Here is a 24891-nt window from a genome sequence, read left to right on the forward strand (position 1 = left end):
GTGAGAAACACCCTGTTTATATACAAATCAACTTAGAAATTGAAATCTTCGTCCGTGAGCGGCTCAACATTCAGCGCACGCACGTAGCCATTGCCTTTTTTGGAGAAAAAGTCATGCTGCTTCGTATCGGTCCGGATCCCGTTCAGTACAATCGGATTGATCTCCTCGTCCTCGAACGGCGGCTCGAGACCCAGATTCATGAACGCCTTGTTGGCATTGTAGCGCAAGAACGTCTTCACCTCGTCCACTAGGCCGATCTTCGTATATATCAGTTCCGTATACTGTTCTTCATTCGCATGCAGATCCTTCAGCAGCCCCTGCAGCGTATCAGATACATCCCTCTGTTCTTGTTCATCGAGCCCCGCAAAAACTTCCTGCGCCAGTACGCCAACATAGACGCCATGGATGCTCTCGTCGCGCAAAATCAAGTCGATGATCTCGCCGCTGCAAGTCATCTTGCCCTGGCCCGCCAGATAGAGCGGATAGAAAAACCCGCTATAGAACAAATAGCTCTCCAGAAGAACAGAGGACGCCATAGCCAAGTACAGCTCGCGCGGAGAATGGATGCTCGTATAGTATTCGCGGATGGTCGCCGCCTTCTTTTGCAGCATCGGGTTCTGCTCTACCCAGCGAAAAATTTCATCGATCTCTTCATTCGAAGCCAGCGTAGTGAAAATGCTGCTGTAGGACTTGGCGTGGATCTGCTCCATCATGCCCATAAAGCCAAGCACCGCTTTGCGCTGCAGCCCCTCTACATGCTCCATAATCTGCGGCATGCCAACGCCGCCCTGCACTGTGTCGAGCAGCGTCAGCCCGCCAAGCACCTTCATATAGGCATCTTTCTCATCTTCGTTCAACGTCATCCACGACATTTTGTCATCGGACAACGGGATTTCATCATCGGTCCAGAATTGCATAATATTCTGATTCCAGAACATCATCGTAAAGTCATCATCCGGACGGTTCCAGTTAACTGCTTGTAATGCGCACATCGCTGTTTCTCATCCTTTCTTCTTCTCTGTTACACTGAGCAGGTAAGGCATTCTTCCACAGACAGCTTCTTCGTCCGCGTATAATACAACGATTTCAGCCCTTTATGTGCGGCGTACAAATAATAGCGCGCCAGCTGCCGGGTCGTCACATTGCTGTTCACATGCAGAACCGTCGAGATACCTTGGTCAATATGCGGTGCAATTTCTGCGATCAGATCGATCACCTTGAACTGATCCATTTGATAAGCCGATTTATAGAAGAACATATTTTCCGCGCTCAGGTACGGCATCGGGTAATAAGTCGTTGAATTGGCATAAGTACGGGTCTCGATTTGCTCCACGACAGGCATCACACTGGATGTCGCATTCTGAATATAGGAAATACTTGCGGTTGGCGCGATGGCTAACCTGTAGGCGTGATACAACCCGTTCATCATCACTGATTGCTGCAGCTCAGCCCAATCCTCCGGAGAAGGAATATACATGCCTTCGAATAGTCCAGCCACCTTATCCGTGCGTGGACGGTAATCCGTATCCACATAACGGCTGAAATATTCGCCTGTCGCATATTCGGACTGCTCGAAGCCGGCGAAAACCTCGCCCGTCTGAACAGCAATTTCCATACTTTTTTCCAGAGAATAATAATTCATCATCGCGAAGAACGTACGGGCAAAGTCCCTCGCCTCTTCGCTCTCATATGCGATCTTGTTCTTGGCCAGGAAGCCGTGCAGATTCATGACCCCAAGGCCGACGGAATGCATCTCCCGGTTCGCCTTGGCAACGCCTGGAGCGTTCGCAATGCTCGTCATGTCACTTACAGCTGTCAATGCGACCATGCCTTCATGTACGGATTCACGGACCTTCTTCCGCTCCATCACGTTCACGATGTTCAGCGAGGCCAGATTACAGCTGATATCGCGGCGAATCATATCCTCGTGACCGTAATCCTTAATCTCCGATGTCTCCTGCAGCTGGAAAATTTCCGTACACAGGTTGGACATTTTGACCTGTCCGATATTTTTCAAGGCATGCTGGTTGTTCGCGTTGCTCTTGTTCATGATATATGGATAGCCGGATTCCAGCTGAACCATAGCGATCTTCGTCAGCATGTCCCGTGCGCTCATTAATTTCTTCTTCTTCACCCGGTCGTCCGCCAGCAGCTTGTCATACATCACGTCCAGATCCATATCATCCAGATGTATTCCGTAAGCTTGGTATACACTATATGGGCCAAACACATGAAGCGGTTCGTTAGCTTTGGCCAGTTCATAGAAGCGGTTCGGCACAATCAAACCGATCGACAGGGTTTTCAGGCGAATCCGCTCATCGGCGTTAATCTTCTTGCTATCCAGAAACTCAGCGATATCCCAGCCGAAAATATTGTAATACCCTGCGCCCGAGCCTTTGCGCTGTCCCATCTGGTCCGCATAGGAGAAGGCGTCCTCCATCAGCTTCAGCACCGGCATTATGCCTTTGGCCGCGCCTTCCACGCCTTTGATCGCTTCGCCGCGTCCGCGCAGCTTCGACAAGTTGACCGCAACTCCCCCGCCGATCTTGGACAGCTGCATACACGTATTTAATACGTAGTTGATAGAGTTCAGAGAATCATCCATTTCCAGCAGGAAGCAGGAGACCATCTCGCCGCGCCGGCTCTTGCCCGCGTTCAGAAAGGTCGGGGTAGCTGGCTGCAGCCGCTGCTCCATCATCGATCGTGCCAGCGTGCCGGCCGTATCTGCATTTCCTCGGCCAAGATATAGCGCTACGATAGCCACCCGATCGGGATAATGCTCCAAATACTTGGACTTGTCGTTCGTCTTCAACGCATAGTCCGTATAAAATTTCGATGCCGCCATGTAGGACGGGAATTCAAATTGATAGCTATGGGTAATCGCAAATACTTGATCTATTTCATCAGCCGTATACCGGTCGTACACATTTTCATAGTAGTCATGATCGATCATATACCGTACTTTATCGGCCGTAGTCGGGAAGATCATCGTTCTACCCGCTACTTCCTTCATAAACTCAGCGACAGCTTCCCGGTCCTTCTCCAGCTGGAAGAACCCGTTCTCATCACGCTGCATCAATTGATTGTTCAGTTCAATATGCCGCAACCCGGCTCACCTCCTGCTTAAAAATCTCCGCATCCTTTTTCGTCCCGGATAGCTCAAACTTAGCCACAACCGGCACCTGGTAGCGCTCGGAGATCAAGTCCGCACTTTTCGCAAATCTCTCGCCCCAATTGCGGTTACCACTGGCCGCCACACCGAGCATCCGGCCATGATTATGTTCCAAAAACGCCGAGACTCTTGATGGTATCTGACCGAACCCGGTCGTATATGTAATCAGCACAAACGGCTCCTCCAGCGTCATGCCCTCGTCAATTTGCACGGCAGGCAAGTCGAGCTTCTGAATGAACCGTTTTACATTCCCTGTCTTGGAATCATACGCAATTAACATCGATACTCCCTCACTTTTCCCCTTACAATCTATCTCTTACCTGTATTTCTAATATAAAGGTTAAAAACCTATAAACAAACAACATCTTGTTGTGCTAAATCAATTTACCACCTATATATAGTATTGTCAATCCGTACAAACGTCCCAAATCGCTTGGATAATGTAATAGATTCTCAGAAAAAACGCTTTAATCCGGCCTGTAGACAGCCCCTCGTCAGATCCCTTTTTAAATAAATAATTTTTAAGAATTTTTGAACTTGTAAAACCGATCTGATCTTCACCCGGACTTGGATGGCAAGGACTGCTATGTCAACGTGACGAGAAAAGCACGAAGCGCATCCAGTCGGCGTGATTGAGCCGTCCCATCGGCGTGATTGAAGTCTAGAAATCCCGTTCGCCCTGCTAGAGTGCTTTTTATATCCTTTTTGTCAGCTTGTAGAACTGCCCTGCTTATATCCGATTAAGCTCGTAAGCTTTTGCCGGATGAAATGGCTTGACAAACATTATGTTTAGAAACTAAACTATACCCATGAAAAAAAATCTAACCCCACTAACCGGGCAGGAACAACAAGGTAGCCGTAATCTTGGCAGACTCATTATGCAGCTGCGCCGCCTGGAGCGTCAGCCTCACACGTTTGGCTCAGCCGGGCCGCTGACGCCAAGTGAAATCCATACTATAACGGCAATCGGCCCCGAGGGCAATGTGCTGATGAGTGAACTTGCCAGTCGTCTGGGCATCACCAAGGGTGCGGTCACCCAGCTTATTGCCCGGCTGGAGGCCAAAGAGCTGGTTGTCCGTTCGCCGCATCCGCATGATGCCAGGGGGATCGTCCTTTCCCTTACAGCTTTGGGACAAGAAGCCAATGCGGCCCACGATAGGGTGCATCTGGGTTTTTACAACCAGCTACGCACCCAAGTAAGCGCCCAGGAAATAGAGATATTTGAAAAATGCATCGACAAACTCAACGATTTTTTGCAGCAAAATCATTAATTTTTTTTGCTTATTTGGTTTAGTTTCTAAACTAAATAACAACGATACAAACGAAATTCTATACAAGCAGGAGGAACTCATGAATCGTTTTCTTATGATGACAGCTTTATGTCTAGGTGCTTTTGTTTCCCATTTTACAGCCGGTGTCATGAATGTATCGCTACCGCAATTCGCCGACCTGTTTCATAGCGAGCTTGGCGTTGTTCAATGGATCACCACCGGTTATTTGCTCGTAATCGCCTCCCTCCTTCCATTGATGGGCAAGCTGGGGGACCGCTACAGCCATCGAACAATTCATAATACCGGGTATGTTATTTTCGCACTGAGCTCTATTTTGATCGCTTTCTCCCCCAATATCGCAATTATGCTGATTCTGCGGGCAGTACAGGCAGTCGGAGCATCGATGTTCCAGGCGACCAATATCGCGATCATTGCTCTCTATTTGCCCAAAGAACAACGGGGACGCGCCCTCGGTATCGTCAGCACGGCCGTTGCTTTGGGCGCCATGAGCGGCCCCATCGCCGGCGGATTTATTGCTGAATGGCTGAATTGGCAATGGCTTTTCCTGGTCCATGTTCCCGTATCCTTGATGGCTACTCTGCTCGCTATTCGCTATATTCCCGCCGGCAAGAAGAATAGTATGGCAGGACGGGAATCAGCCACCGGAAAAGTCCCGCTTGACCGCCTTGGCGCAATCCTGTTCATCATTTCAATCGCCTCTATGATTTACGCCATCTCAGCCGCTCAGCCGGTGGCGTTCATCATAGCCATCACAGGATTTACAGCTTTTCTACTGTGGGAGCTGCGCCATTCGTCACCGTTTCTGCCGATCCGGCTGTTCCGCACTTTCCCGCTCTCCGGGGGATTGATAATCAGCACGATGTCGTTCATGATGGCAAACACCGTTCTCGTTGCCCTGCCCTTTTACTTAACAGGCAAGGCCGGATTTTCACCTTCGATTTCCGGTTATATCATGGCCATCTATCCGATCCTGCTCGGGGTTGCTGGCCCCGTTGCCGGGGGTTGGTCCGACCGTTATGGGTCCAGGCGGCTTATGCTGCTCGGCATGCTTGGCATGGGCCTTGCTCTTATCGTGCTGGCCCTGGTCCCGGACCAGACGGAGGCCAACGTCCTTATGCTGCTTGGTTCGCTGAGCCTGCTCGGCATCGGGATGGGGTTATTGTCCGCGCCGAATAACAGCTTCATCATGCAATATGCCCCTAAAGAACATACCGGTTCTATCGGAGGCATGATCGCTTTGACACGCAATTTAGGGATGGTTATGGGGGCCGCGCTGGGGCTTGGAGCGATAAAAAATGCAGCGGCCGGCTCTGTGGGTCAGGAGCATGCCTCCCTGCTTGCAGCGCTGCGGCCCGTGCTCGGAGGTTATATCCTGGTAACCGGATGCATACTGGTCCTCCTCGGATGGAATCTTCTTCAAGCGGCACGCCGCCAACAGGCCGTTGATCGTCAGCTCTGAGCGTGAGCTTAGAGCTGATTAGCCTGTGATTTCCCGCTCCTTTACGCTGGAGTTTTCTTCATAAATGGCCTTGCTGAAAATAAGTCTTACGAGACGCTGGTGGAACTTCTGCTGAATTCTCATGGAAATCCTGTCTTACTCCAGCAGAACCGGCAAAACTCTAACGAAACTCTCACAAGCACTTCAACAGAATTTACGCAAAACTCCTGCAGAACTCCTGCAGAACTCCAGGAGAACCCCAAGAGAACTTCAGCAGAACCCCAGGAGAACCCCAGCAAAACTCTAACGAAACACCATATCGCTATTTAAGCAAAAATGAGGGGTATGGAAATGTAACGAAACTCCATAACGCTATTTGGGCAAAAAACCGCTACTTAGCCCCTTATTTGTCAAAATAGCGACACCCAGTTTCGTTAGAATTTTAGTTTGCCCTTTTCGGCGCAAATAGCGATCTCCAGTTTCGTTAGAATTCCGGTGGTCCCGCCCAAAGTGGGAAATGAGCTGACGAGTAAGGCTGGAGCTTGAAACCGATTTTCGACTCGCTCTGCATGTGGGGAGAGACTCATATTATTAGAGAGTACGGCACAAATCTGCTGTATTGGAAGACCACATTCTCAACAACAAGGATATCGGCCTTGCGACCGAAGCGGACCAACCCTCAAAAGGAGAAGAAGCATTCTTATCCTAGAACTTTAAAAAGCTCCTGAACCGTCTTAAGAGACAGCTTCAGGAGCTTATTTATTGCGGGCTACTACCAGCCGCAGGTCGATTCCGGTTCCCTTCAGCTCTGCTCTGCCTATATTAATGGGCTAGCAGGCGTCCATGATCGTTCCATTTCCCGTACATTTTATTTTCTTTCGTGTTAGTTATGAATTTGTCTAATCTGCGCCTAAATAATTCTGGCTGATTCTTAATGCTTTGTATCGCATCGATCCGCACCCTTTTATAAAGATCCGGGAAGGCCAGGAAATTCTCATGTACTTGCTTATCCTCTTTTAACCTTTGCAAGATCACTTTATCCATCTTAAAAGAACCGGGCCTCATATCAGGAAGAACCTTTCTTCCTTCGTCTCTCATAAACCCTAACTTTTCAAGGCGGCGGACGCGCTCTTTATTCAATTCCGTCCATGAACTTTTTTGGCTCCTCGGGGATAATCTCTGCGCCAGCCCCGTTTCAGATATTTTCTGCTTGACTCCGTCGATCCATCCGAAACATAAAGCTTCCTCGACAGCGTCCAAATATAGCAGTGTATCGGGGCTCGGCTTCATACTGACCCTGACCCAACAGGATTTTTCAATCATGCAATTGTCCTGCAGCCAAGCTCTTAAATCCTCCCTCGACTTCGCCGGAATTAGATTTCCAATTTCCATTCCCATTTTCACAAATCAAATCCATTCTTCTTTTCTGAATTGATTCACATCGCCTATGAGGTACGTTATATGAAGTTACTGTTTGTTGGTAATTACGTTATCAAGAAACTTGTCTGCGTCTCCATTAAACTTCCAGGAAACCCCGAATTGATCAACCAGCATTCCAAAGCATGAAGACCAGGGAGTATGGGACAACGGCATGATCACATAACCACCTACAGATAAATAAGCAAAGTAATTTTCCAGTTTCTGTTTATCCTCATTCACGATACTAATTAGTATATTGTTGCCTTTAACCAACTCACCCGTCGCACTTTTCATCGAAGGCAGAATATCCGACATCATGATTTTCCCGCCTGCGAATTCTATGGAAGACTCCATAATCATATTCAACTCATTTTCCGGCAACGGGTAGTTGGGATCTTGCGGAAAATCCTTGAATTTAACCTGTTTTACTTCAACTGCGTTTAAAGCCTCCGCATAAAATTCAATCGCTTGCTCTGCAACTCCATCAAAATTTAAATAGACAATAGCTGACATAAAGTAAACCCTCCTTCTTGTTATAAATGTAGTATAATGAATAAGAGATGACATACGTATGTCACCATTTAGAAAATAAAGTCCCCAGAAGAAGGAGACCACATGGAGAAGGTTGAGAGATTAATATCCATCATCATGATATTGCTGAAAAAGGATGTGGTTTCAACCAAAGAATTTGCACAATTATTTAATGTGTCCAAGCGAACGATTCTTCGTGATATGGAGACATTGAGTCTATCAAACATCCCTATCTATTCTGTCAACGGAGTTCATGGCGGTTACGGGATCCTGGATGAATACAAGTTTGACAAGCGTCTCTTAAGCAGCTCCGACCTGGAGAATATATTAACCGCGCTCAGCGGCTTGGAACAAATTCTAATTAGCGAAGAAGTTGAAGTGACTATTAAAAAAATAGAAGCAATGGTCAATCCATTGTCTCCGAAAGGCTCCATCCAACTGTCCTTTTATGATTGGGAGGGGCGGTCTGAAATTCGTCAAACCTTGAAAAAGTGCCAAGAGGCAATATTAGCAAGAAGGTTAATTTCCTTTGATTATATTGATAAAAACGGCTTAAAAACGAAGCGATTAATCGAACCCTATCAGCTTCATTTCAGCGAAACGAGCTGGTATTTGAAAGGATTCTGTTTGCAGCGCATGAAATATAGAACATTCAAATTATCCAGGATCGATCAGTTTCAAATGGATGAAAGAACATTTAACTCTAGAGATCATTCGCTGGAACAAGAATACGAAACAAGCTATCAACCGGAATTAATCGCTCTAAAAGCGTTGATCTCGCCCAGTATAAAAGATCATTTCATAGAAAGATATGGAAGCAAGAGTATTGAAAACTATAGTTCTGAACTTTTATTGGCCACCATTGATGTTCCTCAAAACAGCTTTGGATTTCAATTTCTGGCAAGCTTCGGAACCAATCTGGAAATCATAGAGCCAACAGACTATGTTGCCGACTTTCGTAATTATTTGAACGAGATGATGAAGAAATACATTACAAATCCCGAATAAGCAAAAAGCTCCTGAACCGTCTTAAGAACCGTTTCAGGAGCTGACTTGTTGAGCATGGGAAGATTAAGTCGAAGGCTTGGAACCCTCCCCCACTAATTTAAGCGATGCACCATCTCATATTTGTTTCCGCAAGGATCCTCAAAATAGACAGCGTAATAGGTCGGGCTAATCGGGAATAGCTGGGGGCCGCCGTTTATTTCCCCCCCATTTTCTGCAACCAGCTTGGCGATGTGATCCACTTCTTCCCGGTCATTGGCCCAAAACCCGATTAAATTCTCATTCGGTGTATGTCCGGCATCCTCTGTAATGGCAAAGTACGGGGCCATAGGAAGTTCTCCTTCAGCGGCAAACACCCGCCAATTTGCACTATGAAAGGTGCGCGTAAATCCCAGCTCAGGAAGAAGCTTTTCGTAAAAAGGCAGCACAACTTCCAGATTGGTCACTCGCAGATCGATATGGCTGAACTTATTCATTTATATTCATCTCCTTATTATGATTCACGGGAAGAACCCGTTATTTCCCTCATTTTGTTCAGTACGTCTTCCCAATAAAGCTTCATTTGTTCCCGTGTATCCGACTGATTCAGGCATTCTTGATGAAAACTGATCGTGGTTCTGTCAGATTTATCGGCTATCAATCGAATTTGCAGCGTAGACGGTTTGTCCCAGCCCTTCATCTTCCACCTTAAACGAATTTGTTTCAACGGTTTAACCACCTTGAATTGTCCGCTAATTCCCTCGCTGGATTGAAAGGTGTCCCCCTCTTGGAATGTACGGAGCGAAACCGTTCCAAGCCATAATTTTAAACCTTCAGGGGAGGTTAGAAACATCCATGCCTGAGCCGGCGAAATCGGCAGCGTCCTCCGAACTCCTACCTGAAAACCAACAGATGCGGTTTGCCCGACCATTCTGATGCTTTCGCTTTGATTCATCACTACACCTCGCTTATTATGTTTGTTAGTACTAACTAACACTATGAGTAAAAAAATCATGGGGTCAATGCCTTAACAAATAGATCGATACTCGAATGCATAAAATCTTGCATCGTAACTTCAGTAAACGACGCACCGAACAACTGCGACATAAAAGCTCCGTAATTTAGCCACATCAACGTCATAGCCTGAGTTTGCGCGTCCGTGGATATCATTTTGTGCTTACTTTGCATCTCGTCAAAATATTTCGTTAACAATTCCAGAAATTTGCGCGGATGCCTGTCTGCCTTCTCGCGGATACTTGTTAATTCGTTATCACTCAAGACGATAATAAACAATTTGCGGTTACGCTGCATGATGTCATGGTACATTTGGCAAATCGTAAATAAATCCTCTTTCAAATCCCATTTGATATCCTCTTTAAAAAGCTTTTCCATTTCAACGGAGTAATGATAACGATCAACGGCTTGCTCAAGCAAATTCTGTTTACTTCCGAAATTGCGAAACAAAGTCATCTCGCTGACACCTGCTACTGCGGCGATTTCTTTGGTCGAGACACCTTTGTATCCTTTTTCAGCCATTAAATCGATAGCGGTCAGCATCAATTTACTTTTATTGTCCAAGGTCTGCATATTCATCAAACATATACCTTTCTCAGTATGGTTTGTTGCCGATAGTTAGTGATCACTAACATTTGGCTATATATTACAATCATTCTTTACGAAAGTCAATCTGAACTATCGTCTTATCGTTTTATTCTATGTTCAACTTTTGCTTGTTCTGCCACATTTTGGCCCTCCTTGCCCAATATCTACTTCCTATAAATACTGCTTGCACTTGTTCTGAGGTATCCGCAACGCCGCATCGAAATATCTGGATAAGTATTCTCCTTGATAATTCTGAGCGGGCTGTTGCTCGACCAGTGTAAATGCATAAGCTATTATACGGCTATACCAAGCCGAGATGGGAAACTGTTCATTGGCGAAGTGATCCTGGAGGGCATTTAATTTTTATGTTTTCGCAAAAAGATGCTTTTTTCGTTTGGATTGTACGATTTACGTGACAGCAACAAAGCGCTTTCCTCCAGTGCAGATAGAAAGGTTATGCTTCCGATCGTGACGACGGCCCATACCGGTATAAAGCCAAGGTAAATGCAAACCGGCCACAAGGCGATCAATGTAAGGCCCGCTGCTTTGTTGGCGATTGTGTGCAGTCCACCCCATTGCCGAAATTTTCGCTTTACAAGCGCGACATTGAATAACCTGACGGTAGCCACCAAAGCAAATATAACAATAAACAACCTGTCAGTGGGTATTAAAAGCGGCGTGATTATAATTATTACGCTATAAAAAACAACATCCGCAAGACTGTCAATTTTTGCACCAAAAGAAGAACCTACGTTGAGGCGACGGGCAAGAAATCCATCCAGCACATCGCTTATTCCGCAAATTATATACAACACTAATAAAATGCTTGTTCTTTCTATACATACCAGCATCAAAAGGGACAGAGGGATTCTTAGAAAAGTCAAAATATTGGGTAAAGATTTTTTCATAGGACTCCATCGAGGACATTTTATTTTGAGGAACTGTTCAAATTGTATCACTGTCGAAGAGGAGGTTTCAACGGCATGGAGGACTGGTTTTATCGATTGATCAGTTCGAAAGGTTATCCCCGGTTGTTGCCTCTTGTTTTACAAGTAAGGGAAGGATTTGACAAAAGGGTTTAGTTGCTATACACTACTTTCATGATGAACAGTGAGAAACTTACAAATGAGAGCATTGGAAGTCTCCTTCTGGACGTGTTCCAGGCGTTTGGGAAACAAGATCGAAAGATTAGGGATTATGGTGTAGAGGAACCGTTATTTCATTCCGAGATCTATACGCTCGCTGAAATCAAGGAGCATGAAGGCATTCACATTACAGCGCTGGCTGAACGCTGCGGCGTAACGAAAGGAGCTATATCCCAGGTATTGAAAAAGCTCGAGCAGAAAGGGCTGGTGAGCAAAGAAAAAGATGCCCGCAATCAGTCCAGATTGATGCTTAAGGTCACCCCTAAAGGTGAAATCGCCTATGCCCGTCACTTGGAATATCTGAACCAATTTAAACATATGGTTGTAGAGGTATTGGGGGATGCTCCTAACGAACAGGCGCGAGGGATCAAAGATTTCTTAACGAAATTGGAAGAACGTTTATCCCATAATTAGGCGCTAATTTTTTTTAGACAAAGTGTTTAGTACCTATACTCATTAATGATTTACTATTTAGGAGGTTATATTATGGAACCCGTTATTGTGCTGATTGTCGTCACGGTTATTCTTCTCATTGCAGGTGCTGTCGGTGTACAGCGATTGCGCCCATGGCCGGTTGCGCTTCGGGGCGGTCTCGCGGCGATGTTCATGCTGACCGGGACGGTTCACTTCGTCTATCTTCGCACGGAGCTCATCGATATGGTCCCGCCTGTTCTGCCATATCCCGGCCTCATCGTAACGATCACCGGTGTGCTGGAATGGATCGGAGCGATAGGTTTATTGTGGCGTCCTACTGTCCTTTGGGCATCTGGCGGGCTGTCGCTACTGCTGATCGCCATGTTTCCTGCCAATCTATACATAGCGATTAACGGCCTCTATACCAGTCCTGAAGACGCCTTGATCCCCCGTACGCTCATGCAGATCCTGTTTTTGTCCGTTGGTGTATCAATTTGGACGTATTATTTCCGTCATCGATCCATCCGGAAGCCGGGTGGAAAGTTCGAAGCAACAAGGTAAAATAAAAACAACTCCCGCTTCTGCTATTTTCCCTTTTTCTCAGGATTAAACTGCTGGAAATCATAAAAGCAACCATTATAATAAATGGTTGCTTTTTGCTTGGTCGTTTGGTCGTGGCTTTTGTTCATCAGAAGAACTTGCTTTGTTTCTATGTTGTTGTCTAATTTACAGCACATAACCGAACCCTAAAATCGTGAAGTGCTTGTCCTCCTGTCCGGCTGCCATTTCGATCTCCACCGTATGCTCCATCAAATCCTGTTCGTCATAGAGGATCACCGCATTGCAATGTGTCCAATTCGCGATATGTGGATCACCCTGCCTCACCAGCCTTCCGTCTACCCATAGATTTGCCGTACCGAATTCAGGATCTCCGGAGTCTTTGAACACCAGAATAAGCCGTTTACTCCGAAGTGTCATCCTGAAGCGATCAACCCCTGATTTAGCGGTATGCATCCAGTTATTAGGGAATTGTGGTGTTCCGTAAGTATGATCGTCCATATTTGCTGTGTGCAGATCGGTATCTGTCTCCCGGAATCCCCCCGCATCAATCCGAGCGATCCCTTCGCCATTCAGGCGATCCAAGAGTTGAATCCCCATATAATTATTCCCGATAATCGGCGGCTTGTCCGTTGAGATATCCTCCTCCGCAGAGATGGTCTGGTCGGTAACTGTGAATAGCCAGGCCAGGCAATCGGCCATAACTCTATGTCCCGCATTGGTAGGATGATAAATATCGTAGAAAAACTGCTTTTTAGAGATGACCTTGCCCTGATCTGCAGTCCAGCGGAACTGCTCTACAACGGCATCCTTCACACTAACCATCGGAAGATCATAATGCCGTCCGACAGGAGCTAGACGATCCTGAAGATTCCAGTCATTCATAAACACGCTGAACAGTAAAATTACCGCAGGCCGGCTATTTGCGTTCAGCGCCTTGAGCACCAGGCTCTCGTAACAATTTCCTGCCGTCTCGTCGTTCGCATCATTCACGGCAAACTCCACAACGACAATATCCGGCTGGGCGGTTCCTTCCTTCAGTACATCCCGATCATAGCGGACAATACCCAGCTCCGACGGCGTGCCCCCCAGACCGGCCTTGATCAGTCGAATCGAACTGCCCTCCTGTGGAGCGAACATTTGTTTAAAGAGATCATAAGAACGATAAGCGTAACAATGACTATGAATCGGAACTGCCCCTGCGCCCTGAGTGATCGAGCCGCCAATGTAAGCGATCGTGACAGATTCACCTTTTTTCGCCTTCTCGATGGCCGCCTTCAATCTCTTGTTATTGCCCGGAGACATGAGAGACTTCTTAATCATCTCCCGATAGGACTGCGACTCGAACTCGACCGGTGAATCATTCATAAGCTCCGGAACCCGGTAACCATCATTCAGATAGAAAACAACGCTAGTCGTCGCCAGAGCGCCTGCTCGATCGAATTCAAAGGCGAATTTGGCAAGAACATCATCATCCGGAAATGCTTCGAAATCGTCCAGGATCAGAAGCGTTTCCGAGCCATCAGCAGGGCATGAGATGCTCATTCGGGATCCCGATTTGTTCTTCCCTCGATGCTCAAGCGTAAAATGAACGTGAGCAATCTCCTCTTCATGCGCTTGAACGGAAATTCCAATACTGTGTACCAGTCGGCGAAACCCGCTAGAGCTCTTCAGAAGCTCAAGAATAGCTTCATCTGATACATTGCCCGCAATCCGCGCCTTATCCACAAGCCGATTGCCGTCCAGGTAAATTTCTTGCGAGAACGTCCCATCCGGACGAGGCGTTGCTTCAATCATAGCTTCATGCAATATGTATAACTCACTGCGTTTGGCTACCGGATCCCGCGGCGCTATCGGACCTCCTGTTCCATTTACAAGATCAGACGAAGGGTTGCTCATGGATCATCATCCTCTCTAATAATAGATTAAGAAGAGTATAGCGCTTACATAATGGTGCGGCAAGCTAGCTCGCAACGATTTGAGTCTTCTATGGAGCGCCTGCTCCAAATACACCTAATAAAATCGGGAGCACGCTAAAATACCTTCTGCAGTGCTTCCCCTATTTCTAATTATGTTCATGCTTTTTCTTCCGTCTGCGCAGGACGGCAACAAATAGCAAAAACAGTGGCATAAGCAGGTAGGTAGTCATGATATGGAAGGGGACTGCCGTCTTGATCCAATATGCAAAGACTGAAAAATTGGGCAGATCCCAAATACCGAGCACTAGACAAAACAGCCCGATCGGAAAAACAACCGAACGATAATCCGCAACCCGAAAATATTGGGTTATTGAGAGCGTAGCCGCGTAAACATATAAACTGATTTGCAAGAAATGTCCGACCACCCACATCCCAAGCAGAAATGCCTCCAAATTTTCCAAAAAGGTGCCGATGCTCACATAACGAAAGACAACAAGAAGCGGGTACAATTTATTGCCTAAGTCCGGTCCCAGCAAAAACAATGCCATCAGATTGGAGTAAGTAAGGAGCAGCACGATAATGACCAGCGAAATGTACCCCCATTTTCTCCCCTTCTGCGGATCCGTCACACTGGGCAGCAGAAAACTCATCAGAAAAAACTCGCTTAACCAGCCCATCATAGAGAACGAACCTTTAAGTACTGGAGTGAGCCCATGACTTAAAACCGGGAGAATCGCCTTCGGGTCCAGATCTGGAATCAGCAGCAGCATAAAAAAGATTGGGAATATAAATACGGGAAAGAAAAGAACATTGCTTCTAGCCAACACTTCTACACCGCCGCGGACGGCGATCGTACATAGAAACATCAGCGTTACCATAATCACCATGACAGGTGTTTTGAACAGGAAATTGCCGGTTACGAAATCCGCATATTGCCGGGTGATTGCACCCGCGGTATGTAAATTATAAAAAATAATCCAAAGCCCTAATATTTTCCCGGGAACTTTGCCGAGAATTTCTACGCTATATTGAATAATCGTCTGTCCGGGGTAAAATTCATGTAAACGGGTTGCCGTATATACTGCAATAACCCCTGCTACAGCCGCCAATAAGCCAGTGAGCCAAAGATCATTTTGTGCATATTGGGCTGTTAACGTAGGCAATACCAGAAAACCGGAAGCCAGTACAGCCGGGTACAGCATAAGCCCCATTTGAAAAGAGGAAATCCCCCCTTTTTCCAGCATCAATTCTCACCTCTCCTTGTTTAGTCAATCCCATGCAATTACGTTACAGCTCCAGCAGTCTCTCGAGCGGTTTATAGATGAGCAGGATCAGGGTAGTTGGCCCCGGCGTATTGGGGAGGTCGAGCATGGACAAGCCCAGCACCAGAAGGAGCAGCGAGATAAATACAACTTTATCCCTTATTGGTCTGGTTTTCAGTCCCTTCCACTCCAGCAGAATGACCAGCAAGGTCATGATCAAAATCATCAGAAAAAAATGCCATTTCATTTCATTTTCACGTCTCCCTGCGATGAAGAGATTAATCCCGGTCTAAGAATCTTTGTTTCAATATCCGTTATAATTTGCACCTCGGGGAATCGTTCTTCCCAGTTATCCTTCACTTTCTCCCATTGTTTGGGATATTTCCGGTGGAACTCCCGGGCGAAATCCAAAATGTCTATCTTGTACTCACGTTGAGTCTTATCAAGAGCTACCTTTATTCGCTCGTAGACATCATTTTTGAATCCCCTGTTCATAGCTTGAAGGGAAGACGGGTCCATAGGATTCAGCGAGGTACTATTCTTTATAATATCCCCTTCTGTCACCACCTTAACCGTTATCTTCCATACATCATCCTCAATCTTGGGAATCAGCTTAATGTTGGCCCACACGGGTTTCAAAGCGATAATGCCCTGCTCCGGTTCCGGTGCTTTAAACACGACCGTGTACTCTTTAATTTCATCCCTCAGCCACATTACCCCCCTTGTGTCCCCTTCAGACAATTCCCCGATCATTCTGTCTTTTCTAAAGATGGCACTCCCCATCAGATATGGAATGGTCTCCAGCGGCTTCGCCGATTCTTTTTCCGGAAGTATATGGACCATCGGCAAAATGGCCGCCTGGGATTCCCCGTTCAGCATGAGACTCAATTGGTGCAGCGTGACCCGTATGCCGATATGCAGATCCGCCAGCCTTCGCAGCACTTCGGCCGAGGAGTTCTCCAGCTTAGGAAACACTTCAAGCGCTTTCGACGCTTCTCCTTTGCTTACAAACATATAGGCACGCTCTCTTGACTCAGGAAATCGAACTAAATAATCCAGATGTTGTCGTATTCCGGATTTAGCAACCGCCTCGCTAAAAATAAAGATTCTGCATTGCCCCCAGAACATATCTCTGGATAATTCCCGCTGCAGCTTGGAGAGAGCATCTGCAATATCAATGCCCGTTTCTGATTGAACCGTAGTCTTTGCCACTGCTGGGGAAGTGCCTCCTCCGGATGTTCCCGATCCGATCTGGGCCTGGGGAAGGATAACCTGTACGGTTGCCCGAACCTCATTATTCTCGGCTTCATCAAAAGCGAGCGCAGAAATCAGGGCCATATCATCAAGTTCAATACGGTCCCAGCAGCCGCCTAACAATAGAAGCAGCGGAAAAGAAATCACGGCTTTCAAGATCCAAGCTTTTTTCATAGTTTCAACACTCCTCACTGAAGCTGCCCAATCCCAATCTATTTGCCGTTTCCGCGGGTTGGATCCGGTCTTTGTCCAGGGGGCTGCCGGTATTTCTTGTATTTGCCTATAAAACGCGGGCGCGTGTTCATCTTCCACCAGTGTTCCCTGGCCAGAGTATCCTTCCATTCATTGAAATTGGGTGTGCTAATCTCGGACAGATAGGGCACTCCGAAAGAGCGTAGATTGCACATATGCAGCACAATCGCGATAACCCCCATCACGACCCCGACAAGCCCAAGGCTGCCCGCCAGAAAAATCAAGGGAAAACGCAGCAATCGAACGGCGATTCCTGTAATGTAGCGCGGTATCATAAACGAAGATATCCCGGTAATTGCCACCACAATAATCATCGGCGCCGACACCAATCCGGCCTGAACCGCCGCCTGTCCGATAACCAGCGCTCCTACAATGCTGACCGCAGCCCCGACCTGCTTAGGCAGCCGCACTCCCGCTTCGCGCAGCGCTTCAAAGGTAATCTCCATAATTAACGCTTCTATTAATGCTGGAAAAGGAACAGCTTCCCGGGAGCTTGCCATACTAATGAGCAGTGAACCGGGCACCATCTCTTGATGAAAGGTAATCACGGCCACATATAAGGACGGAAGCAAAAGAGCAACGGCAACAAAGCTGTAGCGCAACCAGCGAATGGTTGTAGTAATTATTGAACGCTGATAATAATCCTCCTGCGACTGGAGCAGCGAGAAGAAAGTAACCGGAGCGACCAGAACAAAAGGTGTACCTTCCGTCAGAATCGCCGCCCTTCCTTCCAGAAGACAACTGGAGACGACATCCGGCCGCTCGGTACTCAGCAATTGCGGAAAGGGGGAATAGGGATGATCCTCAATCATTTCCTCAATATAACCGCTCTCCAATATGCCGTCGATCCGGATATGGTTAAGCCGGCTCCGGATCTCCTCAATCAGTGTTTCGTCCACAAGATCTTCAATATAAGCCAGAACGACACTCGTCCGTGTATATTCGCCGATTTTAACGGATTCCATTTTAAGCTTCGGAGTTTTAATAATGCGCCTGATTTGTGAGGTATTGGTACGCAAATCTTCGGTAAATCCTTCTCTGGGCCCTCTGATTCCTACTTCTGCAGACGGCTCTTCTACGGCCCGTTTCTCCCACTTTGTCATGCCAAAGCTATAACAGGCTGTCTGCCCCTCAATGATCAATATCGTATTGCCGTCCGATAAAGCTTCCGCGCACTCGCTAAATAAAGTAAATTTTTTCACTTGCAGTGATGATACTCTCCGTCTGATCAAATCTCCTATATCCTCACAGTTTTCGTTCCCCTCCAGCATTAGTGGAGTAACAACAAACCGTTCAATTCCTTCAGTATCCGCTAATCCCTCGATATGCATTATCAAAGCTTTGGTCCTGCCTTCGATCAGGAAAGAATGGTACATTACATCTGAACAATGGTTATACAGCTGGCGAAGATAGGCTTCATTCCGCTGCAAATCCGAATAGAGCTTCTGCACTATAAATAGCTCCTTTCGCTGAAGCTGGATACTTTTATATAAAATCACCCGAATGAATTAGCTTTATTCAAGCGATATTATGAATTTCTCCTGCTAAGATCCGACTAGGATAGAGCCATTTTTTGCCACGGTATTATTACTGCCTATACCTCCGCTAAAAATTATCATAGGGTAATTAGGAATAAGGCGAGGAGGTGAATAAGGTGGGACGTTTTTTGGACCAGCAAGTATCGCAAAATTCCAGCACAACCGGGTCTATCGGCATCATTCTGGTTGACTCGTCACCCATGCTGTTTGGTACCCTGGGATTGGATGTTTCCGAAGCGGGGCCAAATCTGCGCATTCAATTCACTGCGTTGGTAACCATAAGTGGAATTATTAGTGAAGAAACACCGATTACCATAGATATCTTCCGGGGTACCGGACCAGATGCCGTACTTATATACTCCCTGACGGAACTTCTGCCGATGGGAACAGTCCTCAAAGCTGTCATAGCTGACGGAGTAGACTACACTCCACCCAACTCGGGATTTTTGATCTACCAGGCGTTTGTGAGCAAAGGCGATGCGCCTACACAGTTCCCCGCCAGAAGGGGACCGGAAAGCTTCAGTGCAGCGGCCTACTCCGATTAGACAAAAAAATCCTGGAGCCTATCACTCCAGGATCTTTCTAATACGGGGAACTCAGATATTTTTTTATGCGCGATACCTCACTTGCCAGACTCAATTTTTGTAAATCTACGGATTCGCCATCATTTTCAACCAATCCTAAATGAGTTAAATCCCCTGTTTCTCCCATGCTTCCGTTAATTTGAAGCTTTGCAAACAGATCATTTTGGGGCGACAGCTCTTTCTCATGTACCGCTTTATCGTCGTTATCTCCCTCAATTCGCACAAGAACCGGTAAGCTGCCTTCGACTTCCCTTAATACATATTTTCGTCGGTTGTTCGGATTGTTGATACATTGGTACACGCCATCAATCGGCCTAAGAATATCCAATAAAACTCACCGCCTTTTACTTCATTTTTAATAAACTATTCCCGAGGAAGCTTAAACTTTCATTTATATTTATTTTAGTATGCTTTTTTTAGAGAATCGGGCGGAATGATCCCAATAGGGCACTCATTGTCCTTAATACGACAAAAATCGACCCGAATATTGTAATTGCTTAAATCCTTCATGAATTATGTCTCAGCTAGAGGTAAGTCTCCCTGCTTGAGTATCCTCTCGATCCCGGACCCATCCATGCTGCTGCAAGTACTCCATAAAGCTATCGCTGTCCAGCGACCTGCTAAAATAATACCCTTGATAATATTCACAGCCGAACTCATGAAGCAATTCCATTTGTTCCTGTGTTTCTACACCTTCCACAATAAGCTTGACCTTTAATTGACTACAAAGGGAGATCAAGGATTTTACAATCTGCCGGCGGTACCTATCACTGGTGATCGTACGTATTAGCGAAGCATCCAGCTTAACCACATTGGCATATAAATCGCACAAATACAGCAATGAGCTGTGACCGGCTCCAAAATCATCAATCGAGATACTCAGCCCCATTTCCTTGATTTGCTTAAGTTTGTTTAAAGTAGCCTCACTTAGATCAATGGTGGCATTCTCTGTAAGTTCCAGTTCAATACAATGAGGGTCAACCTCAAATCGGCGAATACACGATTCCACAACTTCAACCAGTGAATCATCCTCCTTCAGCTGCTGCGGGCTTAAGTTCATGGACAAAGAAACCTGCTCATATCCTTGGTCATGCCAATATTTCCAATCGCAACAGGCCTGATGGATGATCCATTGCCCCAATTGATGGGTTAAATGAGCTTCATCACAAAGGCTTAAAATAACCAGAGGCGATACGGTGCCATAAACCGGATGCATCCATCGCAGCAAAGCCTCCGCCCCCATCACTTCGCCTTTATAATTTACCTTTGGCTGATATTCCAAATGAAAGGACGGGGCATGATGGAGCAAACCGTCCCTGATTTCGGCCGCCAAAGCGCGAGCCAGGTAACCTGTTTCATCATGTCGGTTCAAAAAGCTTCTCTGTTGACCGGCTTGAATATATTGCACTTCGCTGGCCAGATTCCTGAAGGCCGTCATCCGCGAGCGGTGATGCTGCCTGGCCTGCAGTCGGACAAAAGGCATATAAATCAACACGGCCAATATCAGATTTGCCGCCTGCAATACGACTCCAGCCATAGATCCTGAACCAAGATAACCGGATAGAAAAATAGGGGTTGTCCATTCAACCGCATGGGTTGCCGGAGGAATCCAGCCTATATATACGGCTATCCAGGAGGTAATCCCTAGAATGACAGGCGACATCAGAAACGGAATCAAATAATAAGGATTGAATAGGATAGGCAGACCGAAAATGATGATCTCGTTGATGTTAAAAATGCCCGGCAGAATAGAAATCCTCGCTAGCCGCCGTTCTCCTCCCCTCTCTCCGGCCAATAGCAAAGCGACGAGCAGTCCCAAAGTAACGCCGGCCCCGCCGAGATACACATATATATCAAAAAATTCTTTTGTAAATATGGCGGAGATAGCGTTCTCAGAAACTTCTGTTCCTGCCCCTGACATCGTATTATTCATAAAATTACCGCCATGTATGCCTAGGAACCATAAGACATGTGTTAGAAGAATTATCATCAACGCTGAGAAATAGTTGTATTCTGAGAACCAGGCCTCGTGAATGATTCGCTGAAGCATTATTTGGATAACATCGAACCAATGCCTTGCTACGCTGAAGAAGAGAATGGTAAGCAGTGAGGGGATAACAGCCCGAAAAGAAGAACGGATTCGGGAGCTTCCCTGATAATCGATTAAATTCGAGGGACGGATGCGATCGCGGCAATTGTAAAAGAAACAGAACATCTTGCAAGCTAATACAGATATGATCAGTGCTCCGGAAATACAGGCGGTCCCTGCTTCCGCAGCGTTAGGGATCAGCTTCGAATCATTGCTGAAGGTAATATATGAAGCAAATGTCGTTATTACAATAACGATAGGGTTTACCTCTCCGGAAATCACAAGATTTTCTTTGCCTGCCAAGGCATAACTGACTGTAATCAGGGCTGTCATGGACAGGATCTGCAGCGTTCCGTGGTAAATCGATAGACTGATGTCCCGCCACCCGTCTCCAAGCGTATGTTCCAGAAAACTCTGGTAGATCGGAATGGGCAGATTCGTCAGCGCCAATATAAAGGAACCGATCAAAATAAGCGGCATCAAATATAACAGCCCCCTGCGGAGCCCCTGGAGAGTCTGTTGGTTAGCGAGTCTGGATGCAAGCGCATCAAGCTTCTCCATCATTCCTGTACTTCCCCTTTATATAGATGTAAATATAAATCGTTTAGCTATTGATGTTTTCTTAATTAATTGTATGTTTTCAAGATATATTTTCAGGGTTTTCAGGGGCCGTCTTTGTTCCCAATTAATATTTTTTTGTTCTCAATACAATAAAGGCCCAAGGTTTTGTCTAATTTTGAAAAAATTTATCGGAATAATCTTATTCGGAACATCAAAAGATCAATTTGGAACATACTTCCTGTCGAATTATGAGAATTTTGTATGATTTTTATCAGCCGAAGTGGTTTAAGGCAGATATTGTATAAAATTGCGGATTTTTAAGTCTGGAGGTGTTCCAAATCCCCAAGGTATATTCGCCCAAAAATGTATTAACTGCTGCGCGAGAACGATTCAACCTGGTATTCTCCAATTTTGATTCGATTTACCTGTGTGTATCCGGTGGAAAGGACAGCTCTGTCATGCTCCAGCTTTGCGCTGACATTGCCAGACAACAAAATAGAATCTTTAGCGTTTTATTTATTGATTTGGAAGCGCAATATGAAGCAACGATTCAGCATATTGAAGAATTGCGCCGGATTACGGCTGATGTAGTTGAGAACTTTTATTGGTGTTGCTTGCCATTTTCCTTGCGCAACGCAGTATCCGTGATACAGCCTACTTGGATCTGTTGGGATCGTCTGGAACGGAACAAGTGGGTTAGGGACATGCCTGTACATGATTGCGTAATCAATGAGGACAACCTGCCGGAGGACTGGACATGGTTCTATAAAGGGATGGAGTTCGAGGAATTTACGTCTCGTTTCAGTGTTTGGTTTCAGAAGATACATCGTGGGCCTGCTGCAGCGGGTATTGCCATCCGCAGCGATGAGAGCCTTCATCGATTTAATACCATTATTAACAAAACCAAAGATACCTACCTGGGTTATGTCTGGACAACGAAGTTGCGCGCTCCTGATTCACCTAGTCCGATTTATAACTTTTATCCGATATATGATTGGAAAACGGAGGATATCTGGGGAGCGGTAAGCCAGTTGAACCTTGCTTCTAACGACATCTATGAGCTGATGTACAAAAATGGCTTGAGCATTCATCAGCAAAGATTATGCCAACCGTACGGCGATGATCAGCGCAGCGGACTGGACCAGTTCCGCGCCCTGGAGCCCGAAACCTGGGAAAGGGTTGTAAGCCGGGTTCATGGCGTGAACTTTGGCAATATTTACGCCCGTTCTTCTCTGCTCGGAAATATGAAATCGGAAAAACCAGCCGCCATGACCTGGCAGCAATATAGCGTTTTTTTACTGGAAAGCCTTGGCATTTACGCGCCTGAACTGCGGGATCATTATTACCGCAAGATCAAGTCCTTTTTGCGGTGGTGGTCTTTTCACGGCATTCAGCTGGCAAGCATCCCGGATGAAGCAGACCGCAAGCTGGAGGCTCGCAAGAAGCTTCCGACCTGGCGGAGGGTAGCGAGAGCGATCGAGAAGAACGACTTTTGGCTGCGACGGCTCAGTTTTGCCCCCACAAAGTCGGATGTGCAGCATTTGAAGCAGCTCCGGCAGAAGTATCGGAATCTGATCTATTTGGAGGATGCTCAGGACAAATACATGCGCAGGGCAATCACGGAGGATCACTATGGAAACAATTCAGTGCTTTGAGGGAAAATATGATAAAGCCATATTTTACTCCAAGATGGGCCGTTTTTTTGCAGAGGAACGATATATTCGTCAAATGCCTTATTTGCGCAACGAATCCGATAGAATATGGTTTCTCATCGAGAGAAACGGGATGGTTGTCGCTTTTTCCTCGTTAAGGATCATGGACGAGTATATTTTGTTTACTACGGAATATGTAGAGCCCGGGTACCGCAAACAAGGGTTATTCAAGGCTTTGACCGCGGCCCGATTCGCTTACTGTGAAGAGCTCAACATGCCCATTCGAACTTCTACTGCTTTGGAATATATTAAGAATTATTATCTGGAGCAAGGTTTCGAGATCTATCGAACCACCAGAAATTTCTGGTTTTTATTGAGAAGAAGCGACAAGGAGTTGGCCCCGGCCTATGGAAGAAAGTATACAATTATCCGAAGCTAATTCGGAGCTGGAAGCACTGCTGGATAGATTAAAGCAGATGATTAAACGAATGAGCCTGGAGGAGCAAGTACAAACGCTAAATAAGATTCGAATGCAGCTGCGGACAGTATCCCCCTTTTCCGAACCGGTCGACCTGGTGCAATGGATACGAGCCGATCGAATCTATGCAAATGCTTATAACCCTAACAAAGTAGCTCCTGCAGAAATGAAACTGCTCTACACATCCATCCTTCTGGATGGCTTCACACAGCCGATCGTAGCCTATAAAATCACCGATCATCATTACGAAATTACCGACGGGTTTCATCGCTTACGTATTGGCAAAGAACATCAGGATATTTTAAAAAGAACCTATGGTTATTTGCCCTTAACCATTATCGATAAACCTCTTGCCGAGCGTATGGGATCAACGATCAGGCATAATCGTGCCAGAGGGACGCACCAGATTCGTTCGATGTCCCAAATTGTCCTATCGCTAACTCAGGAAGGATGGAGCGACGAGAAGATCGCCGAGAATCTCGGCATGGAGCCAGATGAGATCATTCGTCTCAAGCAAATCACCGGATTAAAGCAAGCTTTCCAAAATCACGAGTTCTCCAAATCTTGGACTGAATTTGAGAACAAATATTATAAATAAGCACAGAGAGACGGCGGTGTCCGCGACACGCGCCGTCTTTTTTGTTGAATTTTTACTGCACCTTTTTCTCTTTTCCCCCGCCGATAATAACCCTTAATCTATTTTTCAATCCCAAAACAGTATTGTTCACAGAAATTTAAAAGTTTACT

General features: G+C 46.3%; 25 protein-coding genes and 1 pseudogene. 10 read left to right on the forward strand and 16 right to left on the reverse strand.

Features of this window, described 5'->3' with window-relative positions:
* Positions 1-32: 32 nt before the first annotated feature.
* From nrdF to nrdI, 3 genes are read right to left on the reverse strand one after another with little or no spacing between them, the layout of a single operon-like run.
* Complete coding sequence (gene nrdF / locus DMN77_RS16070; RefSeq protein ID WP_068780532.1) at positions 33-992, reverse strand: class 1b ribonucleoside-diphosphate reductase subunit beta; 960 nt, start codon at positions 990-992, stop codon at positions 33-35.
* Positions 993-1021: 29 nt separating this feature from the next.
* The gene (gene nrdE, locus DMN77_RS16075; RefSeq protein WP_179015683.1) at positions 1022-3106 is read right to left on the reverse strand and encodes a class 1b ribonucleoside-diphosphate reductase subunit alpha; all 2085 of its coding nucleotides are present in this window, start codon (positions 3104-3106) and stop codon (positions 1022-1024) included.
* Positions 3093-3452 carry a class Ib ribonucleoside-diphosphate reductase assembly flavoprotein NrdI gene (nrdI, locus tag DMN77_RS16080; RefSeq protein ID WP_068780530.1) on the reverse strand — a complete coding sequence of 120 codons (360 nt, stop codon included), beginning with the start codon at positions 3450-3452 and terminating at the stop codon, positions 3093-3095. The genes nrdE and nrdI overlap by 14 nt, the downstream gene beginning before the upstream one ends.
* Before the next feature lie 598 nt (positions 3453-4050).
* On the opposite strand from nrdI, the gene DMN77_RS16085 reads away from it, so the two are divergent.
* The 3 genes and pseudogenes from DMN77_RS16085 to DMN77_RS23980 all read left to right on the forward strand — a co-directional run.
* On the forward strand, positions 4051-4443 hold the full coding sequence (locus DMN77_RS16085; RefSeq protein ID WP_256872436.1) for a MarR family winged helix-turn-helix transcriptional regulator: 393 nt from the start codon (positions 4051-4053) through the stop codon (positions 4441-4443).
* 79 nt (positions 4444-4522) lie between these two features.
* Positions 4523-5923 (forward strand): MFS transporter, encoded by a 1401-nt coding sequence (locus tag DMN77_RS16090; RefSeq protein ID WP_179015685.1) that lies wholly within the window; start codon positions 4523-4525, stop codon positions 5921-5923.
* 477 nt (positions 5924-6400) lie between these two features.
* Positions 6401-6611 (forward strand): annotated as a pseudogene (locus tag DMN77_RS23980) (winged helix-turn-helix transcriptional regulator); the annotation flags it as partial.
* Positions 6612-6724: 113 nt separating this feature from the next.
* On the opposite strand, the gene DMN77_RS16095 reads toward DMN77_RS23980, so the two are convergent.
* Both DMN77_RS16095 and DMN77_RS16100 read right to left on the reverse strand, forming a co-directional pair.
* Entirely contained in the window at positions 6725-7294 is a 570-nt protein-coding gene (locus DMN77_RS16095; protein WP_179015701.1) for a YdeI/OmpD-associated family protein, read from the reverse strand.
* A gap of 75 nt (positions 7295-7369) precedes the next feature.
* The gene (locus DMN77_RS16100; protein ID WP_179015686.1) at positions 7370-7834 is read right to left on the reverse strand and encodes a VOC family protein; all 465 of its coding nucleotides are present in this window, start codon (positions 7832-7834) and stop codon (positions 7370-7372) included.
* Positions 7835-7936: 102 nt separating this feature from the next.
* On the opposite strand from DMN77_RS16100, the gene DMN77_RS16105 reads away from it, so the two are divergent.
* Positions 7937-8860, forward strand: a complete 924-nt coding sequence (locus DMN77_RS16105) for a helix-turn-helix transcriptional regulator (protein ID WP_179015687.1) — start codon at positions 7937-7939, stop codon at positions 8858-8860.
* 92 nt (positions 8861-8952) lie between these two features.
* On the opposite strand, the gene DMN77_RS16110 is transcribed toward DMN77_RS16105, so the two are convergent.
* From DMN77_RS16110 to DMN77_RS16125, 4 genes are all read right to left on the reverse strand, one after another.
* On the reverse strand, positions 8953-9333 hold the full coding sequence (locus tag DMN77_RS16110) for a VOC family protein (protein WP_068780527.1): 381 nt from the start codon (positions 9331-9333) through the stop codon (positions 8953-8955).
* 17 nt (positions 9334-9350) lie between these two features.
* Positions 9351-9791, reverse strand: a complete 441-nt coding sequence (locus DMN77_RS16115) for an SRPBCC family protein (protein ID WP_068780526.1) — start codon at positions 9789-9791, stop codon at positions 9351-9353.
* A gap of 56 nt (positions 9792-9847) precedes the next feature.
* On the reverse strand, positions 9848-10429 hold the full coding sequence (locus tag DMN77_RS16120; protein ID WP_069188348.1) for a TetR/AcrR family transcriptional regulator: 582 nt from the start codon (positions 10427-10429) through the stop codon (positions 9848-9850).
* 365 nt (positions 10430-10794) lie between these two features.
* The gene (locus DMN77_RS16125; protein ID WP_068780525.1) at positions 10795-11346 is read right to left on the reverse strand and encodes a CDP-alcohol phosphatidyltransferase family protein; all 552 of its coding nucleotides are present in this window, start codon (positions 11344-11346) and stop codon (positions 10795-10797) included.
* 174 nt (positions 11347-11520) lie between these two features.
* Between DMN77_RS16125 and DMN77_RS16130 the strand changes: the two genes are divergently transcribed.
* Both DMN77_RS16130 and DMN77_RS16135 read left to right on the forward strand, forming a co-directional pair.
* Positions 11521-11997 (forward strand): MarR family winged helix-turn-helix transcriptional regulator, encoded by a 477-nt coding sequence (locus DMN77_RS16130; RefSeq protein ID WP_068780524.1) that lies wholly within the window; start codon positions 11521-11523, stop codon positions 11995-11997.
* A 72-nt stretch (positions 11998-12069) separates the two neighbouring features.
* Positions 12070-12558: a DoxX family protein gene (locus DMN77_RS16135; RefSeq protein WP_068780523.1), complete on the forward strand. Its 489-nt coding sequence runs from the start codon at positions 12070-12072 to the stop codon at positions 12556-12558.
* 165 nt (positions 12559-12723) lie between these two features.
* On the opposite strand, the gene DMN77_RS16140 is transcribed toward DMN77_RS16135, so the two are convergent.
* The 5 genes from DMN77_RS16140 to DMN77_RS16160 all read right to left on the reverse strand — a co-directional run bounded on the left by DMN77_RS16140 (position 12724) and on the right by DMN77_RS16160 (position 18693).
* Positions 12724-14454, reverse strand: a complete 1731-nt coding sequence (locus DMN77_RS16140) for an SGNH/GDSL hydrolase family protein (RefSeq protein ID WP_179015688.1) — start codon at positions 14452-14454, stop codon at positions 12724-12726.
* A 166-nt stretch (positions 14455-14620) separates the two neighbouring features.
* Positions 14621-15718 (reverse strand): GerAB/ArcD/ProY family transporter, encoded by a 1098-nt coding sequence (locus tag DMN77_RS16145; RefSeq protein ID WP_068780521.1) that lies wholly within the window; start codon positions 15716-15718, stop codon positions 14621-14623.
* A gap of 43 nt (positions 15719-15761) precedes the next feature.
* The gene (locus DMN77_RS16150) at positions 15762-15983 is read right to left on the reverse strand and encodes a hypothetical protein (RefSeq protein WP_068780520.1); all 222 of its coding nucleotides are present in this window, start codon (positions 15981-15983) and stop codon (positions 15762-15764) included.
* Positions 15980-17164 (reverse strand): Ger(x)C family spore germination protein, encoded by a 1185-nt coding sequence (locus DMN77_RS16155; protein WP_068780519.1) that lies wholly within the window; start codon positions 17162-17164, stop codon positions 15980-15982. Before DMN77_RS16155 ends, DMN77_RS16150 begins: the two co-directional genes overlap by 4 nt.
* Positions 17165-17202: 38 nt before the next feature.
* Positions 17203-18693, reverse strand: a complete 1491-nt coding sequence (locus DMN77_RS16160) for a spore germination protein (protein ID WP_324254269.1) — start codon at positions 18691-18693, stop codon at positions 17203-17205.
* Between the two features lie 203 nt (positions 18694-18896).
* Between DMN77_RS16160 and DMN77_RS16165 the strand changes: the two genes are divergently transcribed.
* On the forward strand, positions 18897-19325 hold the full coding sequence (locus tag DMN77_RS16165) for a hypothetical protein (RefSeq protein ID WP_068780518.1): 429 nt from the start codon (positions 18897-18899) through the stop codon (positions 19323-19325).
* Positions 19326-19362: 37 nt separating this feature from the next.
* On the opposite strand, the gene DMN77_RS16170 is transcribed toward DMN77_RS16165, so the two are convergent.
* Positions 19363-19692, reverse strand: coding sequence for a hypothetical protein (locus DMN77_RS16170; RefSeq protein ID WP_179015689.1), 330 nt, complete (start codon positions 19690-19692; stop codon positions 19363-19365).
* A gap of 192 nt (positions 19693-19884) precedes the next feature.
* A complete protein-coding gene (locus tag DMN77_RS16175; RefSeq protein WP_068780516.1) occupies positions 19885-22017 on the reverse strand; it encodes an EAL domain-containing protein in 2133 nt (710 codons plus the stop codon).
* A 326-nt stretch (positions 22018-22343) separates the two neighbouring features.
* Between DMN77_RS16175 and DMN77_RS16180 the strand changes: the two genes are divergently transcribed.
* The 3 genes from DMN77_RS16180 to DMN77_RS16190 are packed head-to-tail and all read left to right on the forward strand — an operon-like array spanning position 22344 to position 24742.
* Complete coding sequence (locus DMN77_RS16180; RefSeq protein WP_372776043.1) at positions 22344-23669, forward strand: DUF3440 domain-containing protein; 1326 nt, start codon at positions 22344-22346, stop codon at positions 23667-23669.
* Entirely contained in the window at positions 23647-24105 is a 459-nt protein-coding gene (locus tag DMN77_RS16185) for a GNAT family N-acetyltransferase (RefSeq protein WP_068780515.1), read from the forward strand. The genes DMN77_RS16180 and DMN77_RS16185 overlap by 23 nt, the downstream gene beginning before the upstream one ends.
* Positions 24074-24742, forward strand: a complete 669-nt coding sequence (locus DMN77_RS16190; RefSeq protein WP_082790070.1) for an IbrB-like domain-containing protein — start codon at positions 24074-24076, stop codon at positions 24740-24742. Before DMN77_RS16185 ends, DMN77_RS16190 begins: the two co-directional genes overlap by 32 nt.
* Positions 24743-24891: the final 149 nt, after the last annotated feature.

This window comes from Paenibacillus sp. 79R4, from assembly GCF_013393165.1.
Taxonomy (GTDB): domain Bacteria; phylum Bacillota; class Bacilli; order Paenibacillales; family Paenibacillaceae; genus Fontibacillus.